We start from the raw sequence: 14,682 nt of genomic DNA, 5'->3' as shown, positions 1-14,682 counted from the left end.
TGTAGGTGGAGTGGACCGAAATGGCCGCAAGCAGAGTAGGCCGCCCGCAGCACGCTGTCAATCAGAGGGAACAATGTCTTCAGTTTTGCCGCAAACCACGTTTCAGAGCCTGAGGTTCGGACTTTCGCCCTGTCCCAATGACACATATATTTTTCACGCCCTCCTGCACGGTATTGTGCCCGCGCCCGCGGCTCTGCGCCCACACATGGCGGACGTTGAGGAACTGAACACGCTGGCCCAAAAAGGTCAGCTTGAGGTTACCAAGCTTTCTCTTGGCGTGGTGGCAGAGGTTATGGACTCGTATGCGCTTTTGTCATCAGGGGCGGCCCTGGGCTGGGGCTGCGGCCCCCTTGTCGTTGCCCGCAAAGGCCTGACGCCAGAGGATTGGAAAAAAGCCACGGTGGCCGTGCCCGGACTGCTGACCACCGCCAATCTTCTGCTTACCCTGCACGGCGGCTTTCAGGGGGCCAGACAGGAAATGCTGTTCAGCGACGTCATGCCCGCCGTGGCTCGGGGCGAGGCCGATATGGGGCTTGTCATTCACGAGGGACGATTCACGTATGAAAAACTTGGCCTGACCAAGGTGCTTGACCTGGGCCAGTGGTGGGAGGGCGAGTTTCATCTTCCTCTGCCCCTGGGAGCCATTGCCGTGCGGCGTGATGTGCCCTTGGCTCTGGCGCGTCGGGTGCAGAGCGCCATTACGGCCAGCCTGTCCTATGCCAACGCGCATCCTGACACGTCGCGCGACTACATCAGGTCCCATGCCCAGGAAATGGACGAAAACGTCACGCGCGCGCACATCAAGACATTTGTGACGGATTTCAGCCTGGACCTTGGCGCTTCAGGCCGGTCTGCCATTGAGCATCTTGTGGGTCGCGCCGCAGATATGGCAGGCAAAAAACTGCCTGCCGAAGGTTTGTTTTTGCGATAACTGCGCCAATGCGCAACGATGTCGCAACATTTCCCCAGTATTCTGGCGGTCGCAGCATAAACCGGATGGCCGAGAATTTTGCGCCACCGGTTTGAACAGTACTGACGCTTCTGCTGTGGTCCGCCATGGATGACCTTCAACCCCCCCAAGATCTATGCTTCATAAATATTTTTCCTTGTCCGAAGCCCGGCGTTTTTACTCCATCGGCCTGCCGATTTTTATCGCCCAGCTTTCACAGACGGGCATGACTTTTGCCGATACCGCCATTGCGGGTCAGTATAGCGCGGAACACATGGCGGCGGTGGCCGTTGGCAGCAGCGTATGGGTGCCCGTCATGCTGCTCGGCATTGGCTGCCTGCTGGCTCTTCCCCCTTTGAGCGCCCAGATGGTGGGTTCTGGCAGGCCGGAAAAAGCGGCGCACCTTCTGCGTCAGGGCTTGTGGCTGACCTTGGGCCTGAGCGTTGTGCTCATGAGCTTTTTTTATGTGGCTTCGTGGAGGATGGAATCTTTTGGGCTGACCCCGGAAATGGCGCGAATTTCAGGCGGCTTTTTGCGCGCCATCATGTGGGGACTGCCCGGTTTCATGCTTTTTGTAAATCTACGCAGCTTTCTTGAGGGATTTGCGCGTACCCGGCCCGCCATGATCATTGGGCTCGTGGGTCTGGCCATCAACGTGCCCTGCAACATCATTTTTGTGTACGGCAAATTCGGCATGCCGGAGTTGGGGGGCGTTGGCTGTGGCGTTGCAACAGCCATCAGTTTCTGGGTTATGGCCTTGTGTATGCTTTTTTATGTCTGGCGGGATTCGCGCAATGCCCACCTGCGGCCGCTTTTCGCCCCTCTCTGGCGCAAGAGCGCTTCGGCCGGGGACGCGAGCGATGGGGTGGGCGGCTCGCCGCGTTTTGACGGCGCGCTGGTCTGGAGAATTCTGCGCATCGGCACGCCCGGCGCGCTGGCCCTGTTTTTTGAGGTCTCGCTTTTCGCGCTCAGCGCCATACTGTTGGCTCCGCTGGGCACAGTAATGGTGGCCGGGCACCAGATTGCGCTCAATTTTGGTTCTCTGGCCTTTATGGTGCCCTTGTCCCTTTGCATGACCGTCACCATTCGCGTCGGGCGCTGCCTGGGAGCGCAGCAGGTCGAGCGTGCCAAACTGGTGGCGCGGACCGGCCTTATTCTCAGTGTGGTTTTTGCTCTTGCGATCGCCATCTTCACCGTGCTGTTCCGTCATGGGATCGTGCGCATATACACGGACAATCCCGAAGTTACGGCTCTTGCCGTGCATCTGCTGCTTTTTCAGGCGGCGTATCAGGTGGTGGACGGGCTTCAGGTCACGGGCATAGGCGTTTTGCGTGGCTATAACGACACGCGGATCATTTCCGCCATCTGTTTTATAGCCTACTGGGTCATTGGGCTGCCATTGGGCTTTGTGCTGGCCCGCACCAATGTGCTGGCGCCGCTCATGGGGGCCCAGGGCTTCTGGATAGCCTACATTGTGGCCCTTGGTTTTGGCGCCCTGTGCTATCTTTTGCGGGTACGGTTTCTGCACGGTCTTGCGCCCGAAGCCATACTCCTGCGGGTGCGCAGGTAGAGCGGATGGCTATTCTTTGCGGCGTCGGGCCATTTTCCAGGTATACTTCATCACGGACAGCAGATCGGTAAGCCTGTGTGCACGGTCAGCTTCAGCCAGAGGTTCAAGGGGCATTGTATCGCCTCCCTCCCGCAAGGGGGCGGAAAAAGCTTCCGGGGCGGCATGTTCTTGGTCGAACGCCGTTTGCGGAAAGTCTGCCGTGTCTTGTCCCCATAACAGGACAGGCAGGATTTCTGCGTCGTTATCGCTGGTTTGCCTTTTGGACGCGGCGGCGCTGTCCGTTTGAGAGCGCGTTGACGTTGCGGCCCCAAGGCTGCTGTCCGGGCTCCGGGACGGCTTGCCGTCTGCCTGACGTGAGGCGGCGACATTGGCCGATTCTTCGGCCTGTTCCGCATTTTCGCGTTGGCGGGCGGCCTGACGGGCTGCCAGCCATTGATTTTCAGCCGCTTCCTGGCGTTTTTTTTCTTCTTGCTGCCGTGCAAGATGTGTCAGCGTCGAACGGATGGCCTCGGTCAACGGCCCGGCCGCCATGCCTATGGTACGGCCAAGACTGGCTTCGAGTTCGGCCAGCATGCGTTGCGGCTCATCGGTGCTGAGGCAGGTTTGGGCTATACGCTCGGTCAATTGCCGCCGGGGGGTCACATCATGTCCCTGCGACAGCACCTCGGCCGCCTCGTCGTACTGTCCCTGGCGCATCATCTGAAAAGCTTCGGACAAAAAAGGACTTCTGGCGTCCGGGTCTTCCCGGAGCAGCCCGACGTATACGGTGCGCGCCTGGTGCCAGTGACGGGCACGCACAAAGGTAGTGGCCGCCAGCCCGAGATAGTGGCGATACTGCGCCATGTCGCCCTTGCCCTTCCAGGCGACAGCCATTCCAAGCTCCGCATGTCCCTGAATGAGCGCCCCCCGCAGGGCGCGCTGAAAGGCGTTTATGGCGTTATTCCATTGGCGCTGCTGCAAGCATTGCATACCCACGCGAAAATAGTCCTCGGGCTGACGCACGGGCTTGAGCAGGATGCCATAGGTGGCAAGCGCCTGGTCAAAAGAGCTGGTGTCTGTATAGCGCTGGGCGTCCTGGAGCTGCTGCAGGCTTGGGCGCGAGGTTGTCAGGGAGTCCAGATGGGCCTTGAGAACGTTGACGGAGTACGGGCGTGCCAGCAAGGCGCTGGCGCCGCAACCCAGAGTTTTGAGCTGTTCGACCTCGCTGTCATTGGGTAAAATGAGCAGAACCGGCAAATCGAGAAGCAGGGGGTGCAGGCGCAGTATGGCGCAGAACTGCTCACCGTCCATATCGGCCAGTTTTTGTGAACAGACGACCACATCGGGCATAAGGGTTGCCTGAACCGGATCAAGGGCAGCCAGCATGCGGGCCGCGTCAATGCCTGATGTCATGCTGTCCACCCGGCTGGCCCCGGCTTCACGCAGGGCGCGCCGGTCAAGACTGGCCAGCGAATCGCTTTCGCTAAGAAGAAGAATGTTCAGGGAGGCTGGCCAGGTCATGTACATCCTCAAGGGGCAAGGGGCGGGAACTGTCCCCGGGCGGGGAAATTTACGAGGGCATTGTTGTCCGTTGTAATTCTATAGTGGAGCGGCCCCGTAGGCAAGCGAATCAGCGGGCAAAGGGAATGATCCGGGCGTGGCGCACGGTGGCGCCATCCTGGTATTCAGCCTCTTGTCTGATGCCGGGATAGACGGCGTGGCAGTAAGGGCAGTGCAGGCCCTTTTGCGAGCGCTCGAGCCGGATGAGCCCCCCCTCGCTTTCATAGCAGCGCGGGCAAAAGGGGCCCTGACGTACGTCATTGGCGGTCAGCCAGTAGAATCCGTCCTTGAGGTGTAGATTTTCAGCCAGAAAAGCTGTATCTTCCAGAGTCTTCAGACGAATTTTAAGCATGCTTACTTCATCGCGAAGGGCTATGCAGCGGGATTGCACCTCCATGAGCAGGTGACGGGCCTTGTCGTGCTGACCTGACGCAAAAAAGTCATTGATTGTTTTGAAAAGGCGATAATCCAGCATGTTTTTTCCCTGTTATGCGAGTCTATTCGGAACAGGAGAAAAAAGCTTTAGGCCGGGTTTGGCAGGGATTTTCACCAGTTATGTGAGCAATTGACTGCGGTTTAACACAATTTCAAGGTGTCTGGATTTTTTTGAGGTTGCGGCGCGCGCCGTCACATTTTGCGCCGCGATATAGGTTCAAGCGAACGCAGCATTTCGCGAAACCTGCGGTCTTCTTCCGGATCAATGCCATCCGGCAGGGCTGCGCCGCGCAGCAACTGGCTGTGCAGCATGTCGGCCTCCTTGCGGGCGCCGGCTTTGCGCACCATGTCGGTAGCCGCGTCCGGCACCGGAGACAACACTTCTTCGTTGAGGCGCTGTTCCGCTTTTTCCTGAGCTTCGGCAGCCCGGCGCAAGACATCCTCATTCACCATGATGGGGGCTTCGGCCCGCATGGCCAGAGCAATGGCGTCAGAAGGACGACAGTCCACACGCACGCGTCCGTCCGGCCCCTGAAGCACCAGCAGAGCAAAAAAAACGCCGTCTTTGAGGTCGGTGATTTCCACGCGGGTCAGAGAAGCCTTGAGCGCCCTGAGCGTCATAAGCAAAAGGTCATGGGTCAGAGGCCGTGGCAGATTTTCCTTGTTGAGCACAAGAGAGACGGCCATAGCCTCCATGGCGCCAACCCATACGGGCAGGATGGTTTCTCCGTCCACTTCCCGCAGCATTACTATGGGGGTCTTGGTCTGCGGATCAATGGTCAGGCCGAAGACGTTCATCTCTACCATGGCTCCCCCGCGCGCACGGCCATGAGGCTGTGCTTTTTCGCTTCGGTAACGGTTACCTGCACAAGGCGGCCAGTATGGTCGATTCCGGCGGGCAGCGGCACATGAACGGGTACGCCGTAGGGGTCGCGTCCCTGCCAGCTGGGCTCTTGTCCTTCACTGGTTTTGGGGCTTGGCCCTTCGAGCAGCAGTGTGCTTTGCGCCTGTCCGTCCAGACGGCTGGCGAGCCACCGGGCCCCCAGTTCGTCCTGAAGCGCCTGGAGGCGCATCAACCGGTCCTGAGCCACTTCCGCTGGTATTTTGTCAGGAAAAAGCGCGGCTCTTGCGCCGGGCCTGTCCGAGTAAATGAACGAGAAGCTGGACATGAAGGCACAGGTGCGCATCATGTCGAGCGTTGCCTGAAAATCTTCTTCAGTTTCACCGGGAAAGCCGACAATAAGGTCCGTGGACAGCGCTATATCCGGCCGTGCGGTGCGCAAGTCTTCCACCAATCGCAAAAAGGTCTCGCTGTCGTAGCGGCGGCGCATGCTCTTGAGTACTGCGTCGGAGCCGGCCTGAAGCGGCAGGTGCAGGCGCGGGCACAGTTGGGGCAGTTCGGCAAAGGCCGCGATGTCTTCGGGCCCCATATCTTTCGGATGCGGGGTCACATAGCGCAGGCGCTCAAGGCCAGGAAGGGCGGCGATCTGCCGTAGCAGTTGGGCAAAGCTTGTGCCGTCGCCGCTTTTGTCCTGGCCGAATGCGTTGACGTTCTGGCCAAGCAGGCTGATCTCTCGTGCCCCCTTGTCAAGAACAGCCCGGCATTCTTCCAGAATGGCCGCTGAGGAGCGCGATTTTTGACGCCCCCTCGTAAAGGGCACGATGCAGTAGGCACAGAAGTTGTCACAGCCCTGCATGATGTTTATGTAGGCCACAGGGTCGGACGGGCCCTCGGCTGTTTCCGGTCCGGCTTCGCGTTCAGCATAATGGCTTGTGAAGTCAAGCAATGAAAGCTTCAGGCCGGGCTCTTCAATCAGGCGTTCAATGGCCGCAGGCGCGCCGCTGATGCCGTCGCTGCCAGCCACGAGGCGCACCTGGCTTTCTTTTGTAAAAAAGGCCTCGCCCAGTTGCTGCGCCACGCAGCCCGCAACGCCAACCAGAACCTCCGGGTTGCCCCCCGTGACCTGACGGATGCGCCCCAGAGCGCTCATGACCTTTTGTTCCGGCTTTTCCCGCACGGAACAGGTATTGACCACGACCACCTGGGCTTCTTCAAGCGAGGCTTCCGCAAAGCCGCGAGCGGTAAGGGCACGACCCAGCCACTGTGAGTCGTGCACGTTCATCTGACAACCGAATGTCATGATATGGTAAGTTTTTTCAATCATGGCGGCTATTGTTCAATGTCCAGATCCGCCTCGTACATACCGGTGGCCCCTTCTTCTTCAAGGGCGGCCACGCGGTCTTCAAGCCAGTCAAGCACGGCGCGGGCGGTATGGTAGTTGAGCAGCACACGGCTGTGTATGCAACGGGTGACTTCGCGCAGGTCGTCTTCGCCGGGGATCATTTCATGCCCTATGGAGCCGTCAGGGGCCACAAGCTGCTCGGAAAACGCGGGCAGCGAGTCGCTCTCGTGATAGAAATTCATTTCTATTTCACCCTGGGGGTTGATTCCTCCCCATACGCCATGGGCCGTCTGAAGACGGGCCTCTTTGTCCATATTATATCTATAGCGGATTTTAGCCGGATGTGCGTTCGGTTTGTTCATGCGCCTTCCTTTCCTTTCGTGTACGTATGGTGCAATGGCATATGATAAAAAAGCGGCTCTGCCAAGTAAAGCCGCTTCACGGTCGATGGGGGACCAGCCCGCGGCGCGCCTTAAATACAAAGGCAGCGGTCAGGCTGGCGGTCTTGAAAAATTGATCAAAATACTGTCGGCAGGCGTAGCGTCGCTTCAGATGCAAAGAGTTTTCATTTTGAAACGCGCTGGTGTTGCGCGGGCAGGCGCGCGCCAAGCGGCGCAGGCGTGGTTTGTCTGCGCTGGTACTCGCTGAAGCGGGCGGGTTGTGCCTTTTGAGAATGCATGTTTTCAAAGGTAATCTGCCCAATTTGTGCGCATGGCCCTTGACGATGCCCGCCCCTTGGTTAAACTATCCTGGCAGGTACAAGCGTCCGGGCGCAGGGCTGAAACCCGTTTAAGCGACGGCACGTGGTCGTGTTTTTATTCATTGAAGGAGCGTATGTGAGCGAGGCAAGCAGTGCTGGCGTAAAGGAACATGACATCCAGCCCTATTTTGACATGGAAGGTTTTTTGGTCATGAGCCAGGAAACCCGCCTTGGAGGGGCAGTTCTTGAGCGTCTGGTTGAATTGTGGGGGAAGTGGTTGGCGCAACTCAAGGTGCGCGAAATAACCACAGGCAAAATTTCATATCTGGCGGTATGGCTGCCGGAAGAAGTGGAGATTGAAGTGGATGAAGCCTGGGGAAAATCCGCCTCTGACGGCTTTATGATCAATAACCTTGCCCAGTTCATGTGCATGAGCGCAGTGCAGACGATGCTCCCGCAAGTGGAGGACGCAGGCTGTGCGCCTTCGCCCAGGCCTACTGAGGCCTTGCGTACCGTATTAAGCGAATTGGGGCTTGAATACAAGCCCGGCGCATCTGTTCTGTCCCGCCGCTATGCGGTTGTGACGCACTTTCCCTTTCGTGGGGGGTGTGAAATCTGTCATCTTCAGGATCAATGTCCCAAAGGACAGGGTCAGGCTGAGAGTGCCAGCATTCTTCTGCCAGGCCATGAGCGCGGTGCGGATGAAGAAACGCCCCGGTAGAGGGCTTTCATTGGGCGCTGCCTTGAACGGGCCGCGCCCAATGTTTTTTCAGCGTCCTTCCATTACGAGCGTGCGCGTAGCGCCGGAAGGGGTGCGCACCACCAGTTCCACAGTGCGCGCATTGCGTTTTACGCTTTCAACGAGACACGTTTCAACAGAATCGGAATCGTAGTTGCGAACATCCACCGCATCGCCCTGAAAAGGCACGCGGTCAGGGGTTATTTCCACAAGGTCAGCGGAGTCCGCGTCAAATCCATCCCAAGCCCGGGCAACCGGGGGGGCACACAGGGCTAAACTCAGGATGCCCGCGAGGGCCGCTCCCATAAGCAGGTGTTTCATGCAGGCAGATGTAAATCCATTTTCGTTTCTTGGCAACAGGGATGACGCTACTGTGACGGACGGCGGTCAGAAAAGCGGCGGTCTTTGCCGTGACAGGCGCAGCCTTTCGCCGCTTGTGGACAATCACGGGCGCACGGTGCGCTATCTGCGGCTTTCCATTACGGACCGGTGCAATCTGCGCTGTATTTACTGCTGTAGCAATGCCCGTCAGACCTACATTCCGCACCCGCAGGTGCTGCGTTATGAAGAAATGGCACGTATGGTGTCCATCATGGCCGCCATGGGCGTGGTCAAGGTCCGCCTGACAGGAGGCGAACCTTTTGCACGCAAAGGCAGCGACGAGTTTTTGCATATGCTGCACAAGCGTTTTCCCGCCATGGATCTGCGGATCACAACCAACGGGACCTTGCTGGAACCACATATTCCCCTGCTGCGGCAGATTGGCGTAAAAGCCGTCAACATGTCGCTGGACAGTTTTGACAGGCAGACGTTCGCACACGTCACCGGGCGCGATATGTTGCCAGCGGTGCTGTCCTCTCTGGATAAATTACTGGAGGCGGGAATCAAGGTTAAAATAAACGCGGTAGCCATGCGTGGCATCAATGATCGGCAAATGGACGACTTTATTCATGCCGCCCGAACCATGCCCATTGACCTGCGTTTTATAGAATTTATGCCCATGGGCAATGGAACCTTGTGGAATGAAGAGACCTTCTGGCCTGCCGCGCAGATTCGCGCGGAAGCTGAAGCCCGCGCGCGGCTCATGCCCTCGCGTGACGATACGGGCGAGGCCGGGCCAGCCCGCATGTTTGCCGTTGAAGGCGGCTTGGGGCGACTGGGCTTTATCACGGCGGTGAGTTGCCATTTCTGTGGGTCGTGCAACCGCCTGCGGCTTACCAGTGACGGCAACCTGCGCACATGCCTTTTTGACGACAGGGAATACGGCTTGCGTGACATGTTGCGCGATACAAGCGTAAGCGACGCCCAGATCGGGCGATTTGTGCGCGAGGCATGTGCGGAAAAGCCTATTGGCGCGGACTTGCTGGCCAGCAGGACCAAGGGGGCTGTGGTCGACAAACAGATGGTGGGCATAGGCGGCTAAAAAAACGGTGCCGGCGTATTTGAAAACTCGGGCTGTTCCGTATATCCTTAGTCTAGAAAAGATCACGGGCAACCCTTCTTTCCAATGCTGATCGTTTTTGTGATGGGCTGCCGTGTGACCGCGTTGCGTGAGGTTTTGCCCGGCTCAACTACGTAAGTCAGGCCGGAATGCGGCAGGCTGCCTGGTTTTCATGACATTATTTTACGGCAGCGCTCCAGAGTTTGCATGAAAATCGCTCTGTCGGCTGGGTGTGCAGGCGCTCACCGTGAAGGCTTGGGCGCGGCTCGTCCGGCTGTTACGCGACGAAGCGGGCGTGTCTAAATGTCGAGAATGTTATTTCAACGCTGATCTGTGCGCCGCCAACAGCACTTTCTACAAGGGAATTCATGATAGCCTACCTTGAAGGCCGCCTGGCCGAAATATGGGGCAATGCCTGCCTGCTCGTCACTGAAAGCGGCGTGGGCTACGAAGTGGCTTTACCCGCCCACACATTGTCGGCCCTGCCGGGCAAGGGAGAGCATATTGCCCTGTATACAAGCCTTGCCGTGCGTGAAGACGCGCTGGAACTCTTCGGCTTTGCCACCTTTGAGGAACGCCAGACATTTGAAGTGCTGGTCTCCATTTCAAAAGTGGGCGCCCGCACTGCCTTGTCCATTCTTTCCATTTACAGACCCGACGACCTGCGTCGCATTGTGTTTGAAGAAGATGTGATGGCGCTTACCCGCGTGTCGGGAATCGGCAAGAAAACCGCGCAGCATGTTTTTCTGGAACTCAAGTATAAGCTCAAGGTTGATGAGGCTCCGCAGACTGCGGTGCTGGCCGCGACCGGCCAACGGCCCGGCTCTGTGTTCCGGGATGTGCTTGATGGCCTGGCCAACCTGGGTTACGCCGAGGACGAATGCGCCCCCATGGTCAAAAAACTCTTGCTTGAAGAGCCTGATCTGGATGTGACCGGCGCGCTCAGGGCCGCGCTGAAGACGCTGGCCAGAGGGAGATCCTGATGGCGGAATTTTGTCAGCCGGACTGCGCTGTCAATATTGATGAAAGCGTACGTCCGCACAGTCTGGATGACTTTATCGGCCAGGACGACCTGAGGGCCAATCTGCGCGTATTTCTTGATGCCGCTCGTGAACGCGGCAAGGCTCTTGACCATACGCTTTTTTATGGCAACCCTGGCCTTGGCAAGACAACCCTGGCTCAGATCATGGCCGCTGAGCTTGGCGTCAATCTGGTCTGCACATCTGGCCCGGTGCTGGAACGCAGCGGAGATCTGGCCGCCATCCTTACCAACCTGAATCGCCACGACATACTTTTTGTGGACGAAATCCATCGCATGCCCATCGCGGTGGAAGAAGTTCTTTACCCTGCCATGGAAGACTTCAAGCTCGATCTCGTTATTGGGCAGGGCCCGGCAGCCCGAACGGTTAAAATAGACCTTGAGCCTTTCACACTGGCCGGTGCCACCACCCGCATGGGGCTGATCTCTTCTCCACTGCGCGACCGTTTTGGCATTGTGGCCCGGCTTGAATACTATACCCCCGCTGATCTGGCCCGTGTTGTGCTGCGCACTGCCCGTATTCTTGGCGTGTCCATTACGCAGGAAGGGGCGGAAGAAATTGGCCGCCGTTCTCGCGGCACGCCGCGTATCGCCAACCGGCTGCTGCGTCGGGTGCGAGATTTCGCGTTGGTGCATGGCAATGGGCAAGTCACGGGGCATGAGGCCTCAGCGGCGCTCAAGCGTATGGATGTGGACGAGCATGGCCTGGACCAGATGGATCGTAAGCTCCTTGAAGTGCTTATCAAACACTATGACGGCGGCCCTGTGGGCATAAAAACCCTGGCGGTGGCGTGCTCAGAAGAAGTTCGTACAATTGAAGATATTTACGAGCCATATCTTATCCAGTGCGGGTTTCTTAAACGTACCCCGCGCGGCCGTATGGCCACTGCGCGCGCCTATACGCACTTAAAACTCCTGCTTTCCTGAGGTACGCCTTCACGGCGGTTTGGGCGCGGTTTCCTGCCAAGCCCATACTTGTTGGCAGAGCTTTTTGGGGCAAATTCCCTGCCTGCCAATCTGCTCCAAGTAAGGTAAAAAATCATGCGTGTTGAAGTAATTGAAGGGGAGTTTACTGTCTGCAAGGTGTCCGACATGCACGGGGTGAACCTTGCTGCCCCCTGGCTTTTTATAGGCAGAACCGACGCCGAAATTTCTTTAGTTTGTCTGTCCGCGCATGCCCCGTTGCACAGTCTTGCGCGTGAAGACGGCTGGCGCGCTTTTCGGGTGGCAGGACAAATGGACTTCGGCATGACAGGCGTGCTGGCGGGACTGTCCACGGTGCTGGCTCAGGCGTCTGTCAGTATTTTCGCGCTTTCCACGTACGACACTGACTATATACTGGTCAAAAAAGATACTCTGTCAAAAGCCCTTGCTGTCCTTGAATCGGCCGGGCATGAGGTGGAGTGGCTGGGCTGACCGTGGGGCACCAGGGGATGGGAATGCGTGCGGCTCATCGGCCGAAAACGCCCCTGCCGGATAAAGAGAACTTCTCGGTCGGAGCGATGCCATGCTTCGGGCATTCGGATGGATGAGCGAGGTGGCGTTTGCCGTGAAGGCGTGTATGCTGTCGACCCGCGTCGAAATGCCCGCTAACGGGGTGTCATAAGCTTCGGGAATGTGTATTCTCGAAGCTGACCTGATTTAAAAAAGAAGGGCACTGCCTCACAAGCAGCGCCCTTCGTGCTTTTGATTTCTCCAGATCAGGTTTACTTAGAAATGCTTCACATTTCAAATTGTCATTCTGCCGAAAAATGCGATTCTCGGCAGAATTCACGCCACATTGCGGCGCGCTGCACGCGCACGCAGTGTTGAGCGCAGTGTTAGAGCATGGAGCCTTTTTCAAAGGCCGGCTGCTTTATTGGGTATCGATTTTTCCAGCGCGGGCGGCGTTCAGCACTGCCATGAGCGCCACGCCCACGTCGGCGAATACGGCCTCCCACAGACCAGAAAGTCCGAAGATGCCAAGCCCCATAAAGACGCTTTTGATGCCAAGAGCCATGATGATATTTTGCCACACTATCGTTCTGGTGCGGCGGGCGATGCGGAGCAGTTCCGGCAACCTGGCGGGGTTGTCGTCCAAAATGACAACATCGGCGGTTTCAATGGCGGCTTCAGCGCCCAGGCCACCCATGGCCACGCCGACGCCTGCCGTGGCCAGCACTGGCGCATCGTTGATGCCGTCTCCCACAAAAAGCGTGTTCCTGACGGGCCCAATGGCCTCAAGCGCGCCTGCCTTGTCTTCGGGCAGAAGGTCGGCCTTGAGAATGTCCAGCTTCAGGCGTTCGGCCACAGGATGAGCCTGCTCCGCGCGGTCTCCGGTAAGCATGGCTATGGTGCCCACGCCCAAAAGGCGCAGTTCTTCAATGGCTTCCGGTGATTGCGGCTTGAGCCGGTCCGCAACCACAAGGGCTCCAAGCAGACGGCCATTGCTGGCAACCTGAACGACGCTGCCCGGTATGGTTACTGTCTGCGGCACTATGCCATAGGCCTCCATAAGCGCAGCGTTGCCCGCAAGCAGGGTGGCGTCGGCAGCGTGCACTTCCACTCCTTTCCCGGGAATTTCCCGCATGCCGGTGATGGCTGCGTCATCGGTGATAATGTTGGCCTCGAGCGCGGCCCGCATCACGGAGCGCGCTATAGGGTGGTTGGAACGGCTTTCAGCCAGGGCCGCCGTTGTCAGCAGTTCATCTGGCTCCACGCCCTGTGCGGGCAATACTGCATTGACCTCAAAAACGCCTTCGGTGAGGGTGCCTGTCTTGTCCAGGGCGGCCACGCGAATGTCGCGCAGACTGTCCAGCACAGCACCGCCCTTGATAAGGATGCCCCTGCGCGACGCCGCGCCAATGCCGCCAAAATAACCGAGAGGAATGGAAATGAGCAGGGCGCACGGGCAGGAGATTACCAAAAGAACCAGTGCACGGTAGAGCCATTCAGAAAAGGCGCCAAAGCCCAGAGCAGGGGGAATTACGGCGACCAGCAGGGCCAGCCCCGTGACGGCAGGAGTGTACCAGCGCGCCACTCGAGTTATGAAGCGCTCGGTGGGGGCTTTGCGGGCCACGGCGTTTTCCACCATCTCCAGAATGCGCGCGATGGATGATTCGGCAAAGGCGGATGTGACCTCTACCCGCAGCGAGCCGTTCAGGTTGATGGTTCCCGCATGTACGCGACTGCCAGGCAAGAGCCTCAAAGGAACCGACTCACCTGTGAGGGGTGATGTGTCAACCTGGGATTCGCCTTCGAGCACAGTACCGTCCAGGGGGATTTTTTCACCGGGCCGCACAAGAATGTGGCTGCCAGGGCCCAGGTCTTCGGGCTTGACATCACGAATGCTGCCATCGTCAACAATCTGGTGCGCAATGCTCGGGCGCGCTGCCAGGAGCGCCTTGACGGATCGGCGGGAATGACCGGCAGCCCGTTCCTGCACAAATTCTCCGATGCGGTAAAACAACATGACCCCCACAGCCTCAGGCAACTCGCCCAGAGCAATGGCTGCGATGGTCGCACCGCCCATTAAAGTGAATTCATTGAAAAAATCTTTATTTAGAATGCTTTTCAGGCCAAGCCGAAGAACATCATAGCCACAAAGGATATAGGGCAGGACATAAAATATGGCTATTACCAACCAGTGGGGGACATGCTGGGCCATGCGGTCATCAACAAGCATGCCTGTGGCAAAAAGCAGGGCAGATGCGCCCATGAGCAAAAGTTCGCGTTTGTCGTCGCCCGATCCGTGAGCATGATCATGCTCACGACTGTGGCAACCGCAAGAGCTGCATCCGCAGTCAGTTTCTTTTTCGTCAGCGCAAGCGTCAGTAGCGGGAACATTTCCAGCGCAGGCGTGCGTATGGTCATGTGCATGCAGCGGGGTGAGGCCGTCGGCTGGCTTGCAGCCGCAATCTTGCCCGCAGCCTTCGTGTTCATCGGTAGAGCAGTGGCTCATGGTCGGATCTCCTGGCGGATCTCATTTGTGGATCAGTTGGATGTATTGTCCGCGGCGGCGGTTTCTGCGCTGGAACCGGCGTCATCGCTGCCGTCAGACTCGTCATCGGGAATTCGGATATGTTTGCGCTTGAGAAAATCGTGGATG

General features: G+C 58.1%; 15 protein-coding genes (1 of these 15 only partly in view). 7 read left to right on the top strand and 8 right to left on the bottom strand.

What is annotated here, in order from left to right; translation table 11 throughout:
* The first annotated feature begins 73 nt into the window (after window positions 1–73).
* On the top strand, window positions 74–931 hold the full coding sequence (locus ACZ5DH_RS06375; protein WP_464256247.1) for a 1,4-dihydroxy-6-naphthoate synthase: 858 nt from the start codon (window positions 74–76) through the stop codon (window positions 929–931).
* Between the two features lie 154 nt (window positions 932–1,085).
* A complete protein-coding gene (locus ACZ5DH_RS06370) occupies window positions 1,086–2,519 on the top strand; it encodes an MATE family efflux transporter (RefSeq protein ID WP_464256246.1) in 1,434 nt (477 codons plus the stop codon).
* Between the two features lie 9 nt (window positions 2,520–2,528).
* Here the strand turns inward: ACZ5DH_RS06370 and ACZ5DH_RS06365 are convergent, their stop codons facing one another.
* The 5 genes from ACZ5DH_RS06365 to ACZ5DH_RS06345 form a co-directional block, all read right to left on the bottom strand.
* Window positions 2,529–4,019, bottom strand: a complete 1,491-nt coding sequence (locus tag ACZ5DH_RS06365; RefSeq protein ID WP_464256245.1) for a histidine kinase — start codon at window positions 4,017–4,019, stop codon at window positions 2,529–2,531.
* A gap of 109 nt (window positions 4,020–4,128) precedes the next feature.
* A complete protein-coding gene (locus ACZ5DH_RS06360; protein ID WP_464256244.1) occupies window positions 4,129–4,533 on the bottom strand; it encodes a hypothetical protein in 405 nt (134 codons plus the stop codon).
* A 152-nt stretch (window positions 4,534–4,685) separates the two neighbouring features.
* Window positions 4,686–5,300, bottom strand: coding sequence for a bifunctional nuclease family protein (locus ACZ5DH_RS06355; RefSeq protein WP_464256243.1), 615 nt, complete (start codon window positions 5,298–5,300; stop codon window positions 4,686–4,688).
* Entirely contained in the window at window positions 5,294–6,658 is a 1,365-nt protein-coding gene (gene miaB / locus ACZ5DH_RS06350; protein ID WP_464256242.1) for a tRNA (N6-isopentenyl adenosine(37)-C2)-methylthiotransferase MiaB, read from the bottom strand. The genes ACZ5DH_RS06355 and miaB overlap by 7 nt, the downstream gene beginning before the upstream one ends.
* Before the next feature lie 5 nt (window positions 6,659–6,663).
* Window positions 6,664–7,038, bottom strand: coding sequence for a hypothetical protein (locus ACZ5DH_RS06345; RefSeq protein ID WP_464256241.1), 375 nt, complete (start codon window positions 7,036–7,038; stop codon window positions 6,664–6,666).
* A gap of 474 nt (window positions 7,039–7,512) precedes the next feature.
* On the opposite strand from ACZ5DH_RS06345, the gene ACZ5DH_RS06340 reads away from it, so the two are divergent.
* Window positions 7,513–8,097: a hypothetical protein gene (locus tag ACZ5DH_RS06340; protein WP_464256240.1), complete on the top strand. Its 585-nt coding sequence runs from the start codon at window positions 7,513–7,515 to the stop codon at window positions 8,095–8,097.
* Between the two features lie 48 nt (window positions 8,098–8,145).
* Here the strand turns inward: ACZ5DH_RS06340 and ACZ5DH_RS06335 are convergent, their stop codons facing one another.
* A complete protein-coding gene (locus tag ACZ5DH_RS06335) occupies window positions 8,146–8,436 on the bottom strand; it encodes a DUF5334 domain-containing protein (RefSeq protein WP_464256239.1) in 291 nt (96 codons plus the stop codon).
* Here ACZ5DH_RS06335 and moaA point away from each other — a divergent pair.
* The 4 genes from moaA (at window position 8,435) to ACZ5DH_RS06315 (ending at window position 12,011) form a co-directional block, all read left to right on the top strand.
* Complete coding sequence (moaA, locus tag ACZ5DH_RS06330) at window positions 8,435–9,538, top strand: GTP 3',8-cyclase MoaA (protein ID WP_464256238.1); 1,104 nt, start codon at window positions 8,435–8,437, stop codon at window positions 9,536–9,538. The genes ACZ5DH_RS06335 and moaA overlap by 2 nt on opposite strands.
* A 386-nt stretch (window positions 9,539–9,924) precedes the next feature.
* Window positions 9,925–10,539 (top strand): Holliday junction branch migration protein RuvA, encoded by a 615-nt coding sequence (gene ruvA, locus ACZ5DH_RS06325; RefSeq protein WP_464256237.1) that lies wholly within the window; start codon window positions 9,925–9,927, stop codon window positions 10,537–10,539.
* Window positions 10,539–11,522: a Holliday junction branch migration DNA helicase RuvB gene (ruvB, locus tag ACZ5DH_RS06320; RefSeq protein WP_464256236.1), complete on the top strand. Its 984-nt coding sequence runs from the start codon at window positions 10,539–10,541 to the stop codon at window positions 11,520–11,522. Before ruvA ends, ruvB begins: the two co-directional genes overlap by 1 nt.
* Window positions 11,523–11,636: 114 nt before the next feature.
* The gene (locus tag ACZ5DH_RS06315) at window positions 11,637–12,011 is read left to right on the top strand and encodes an ACT domain-containing protein (protein ID WP_464256235.1); all 375 of its coding nucleotides are present in this window, start codon (window positions 11,637–11,639) and stop codon (window positions 12,009–12,011) included.
* Between the two features lie 439 nt (window positions 12,012–12,450).
* Here ACZ5DH_RS06315 and ACZ5DH_RS06310 read toward each other — a convergent pair whose 3' ends face one another.
* Together ACZ5DH_RS06310 and ACZ5DH_RS06305 are read right to left on the bottom strand one after the other, a co-directional pair.
* Complete coding sequence (locus ACZ5DH_RS06310) at window positions 12,451–14,535, bottom strand: heavy metal translocating P-type ATPase (RefSeq protein ID WP_464256234.1); 2,085 nt, start codon at window positions 14,533–14,535, stop codon at window positions 12,451–12,453.
* A 32-nt stretch (window positions 14,536–14,567) separates the two neighbouring features.
* Window positions 14,568–14,682 carry the 3' portion of an ArsR/SmtB family transcription factor gene (locus ACZ5DH_RS06305; RefSeq protein WP_464256233.1) on the bottom strand. It continues 329 nt past the right edge of the window, so 115 of the gene's 444 nt are visible here — the last part of the coding sequence; its start codon lies off the right edge, out of view — the gene reads right to left on this strand; the stop codon is at window positions 14,568–14,570.

Source organism: Desulfovibrio simplex, assembly GCF_055387835.1.
This window is presented reverse-complemented; position numbering and strand designations above follow the sequence as displayed.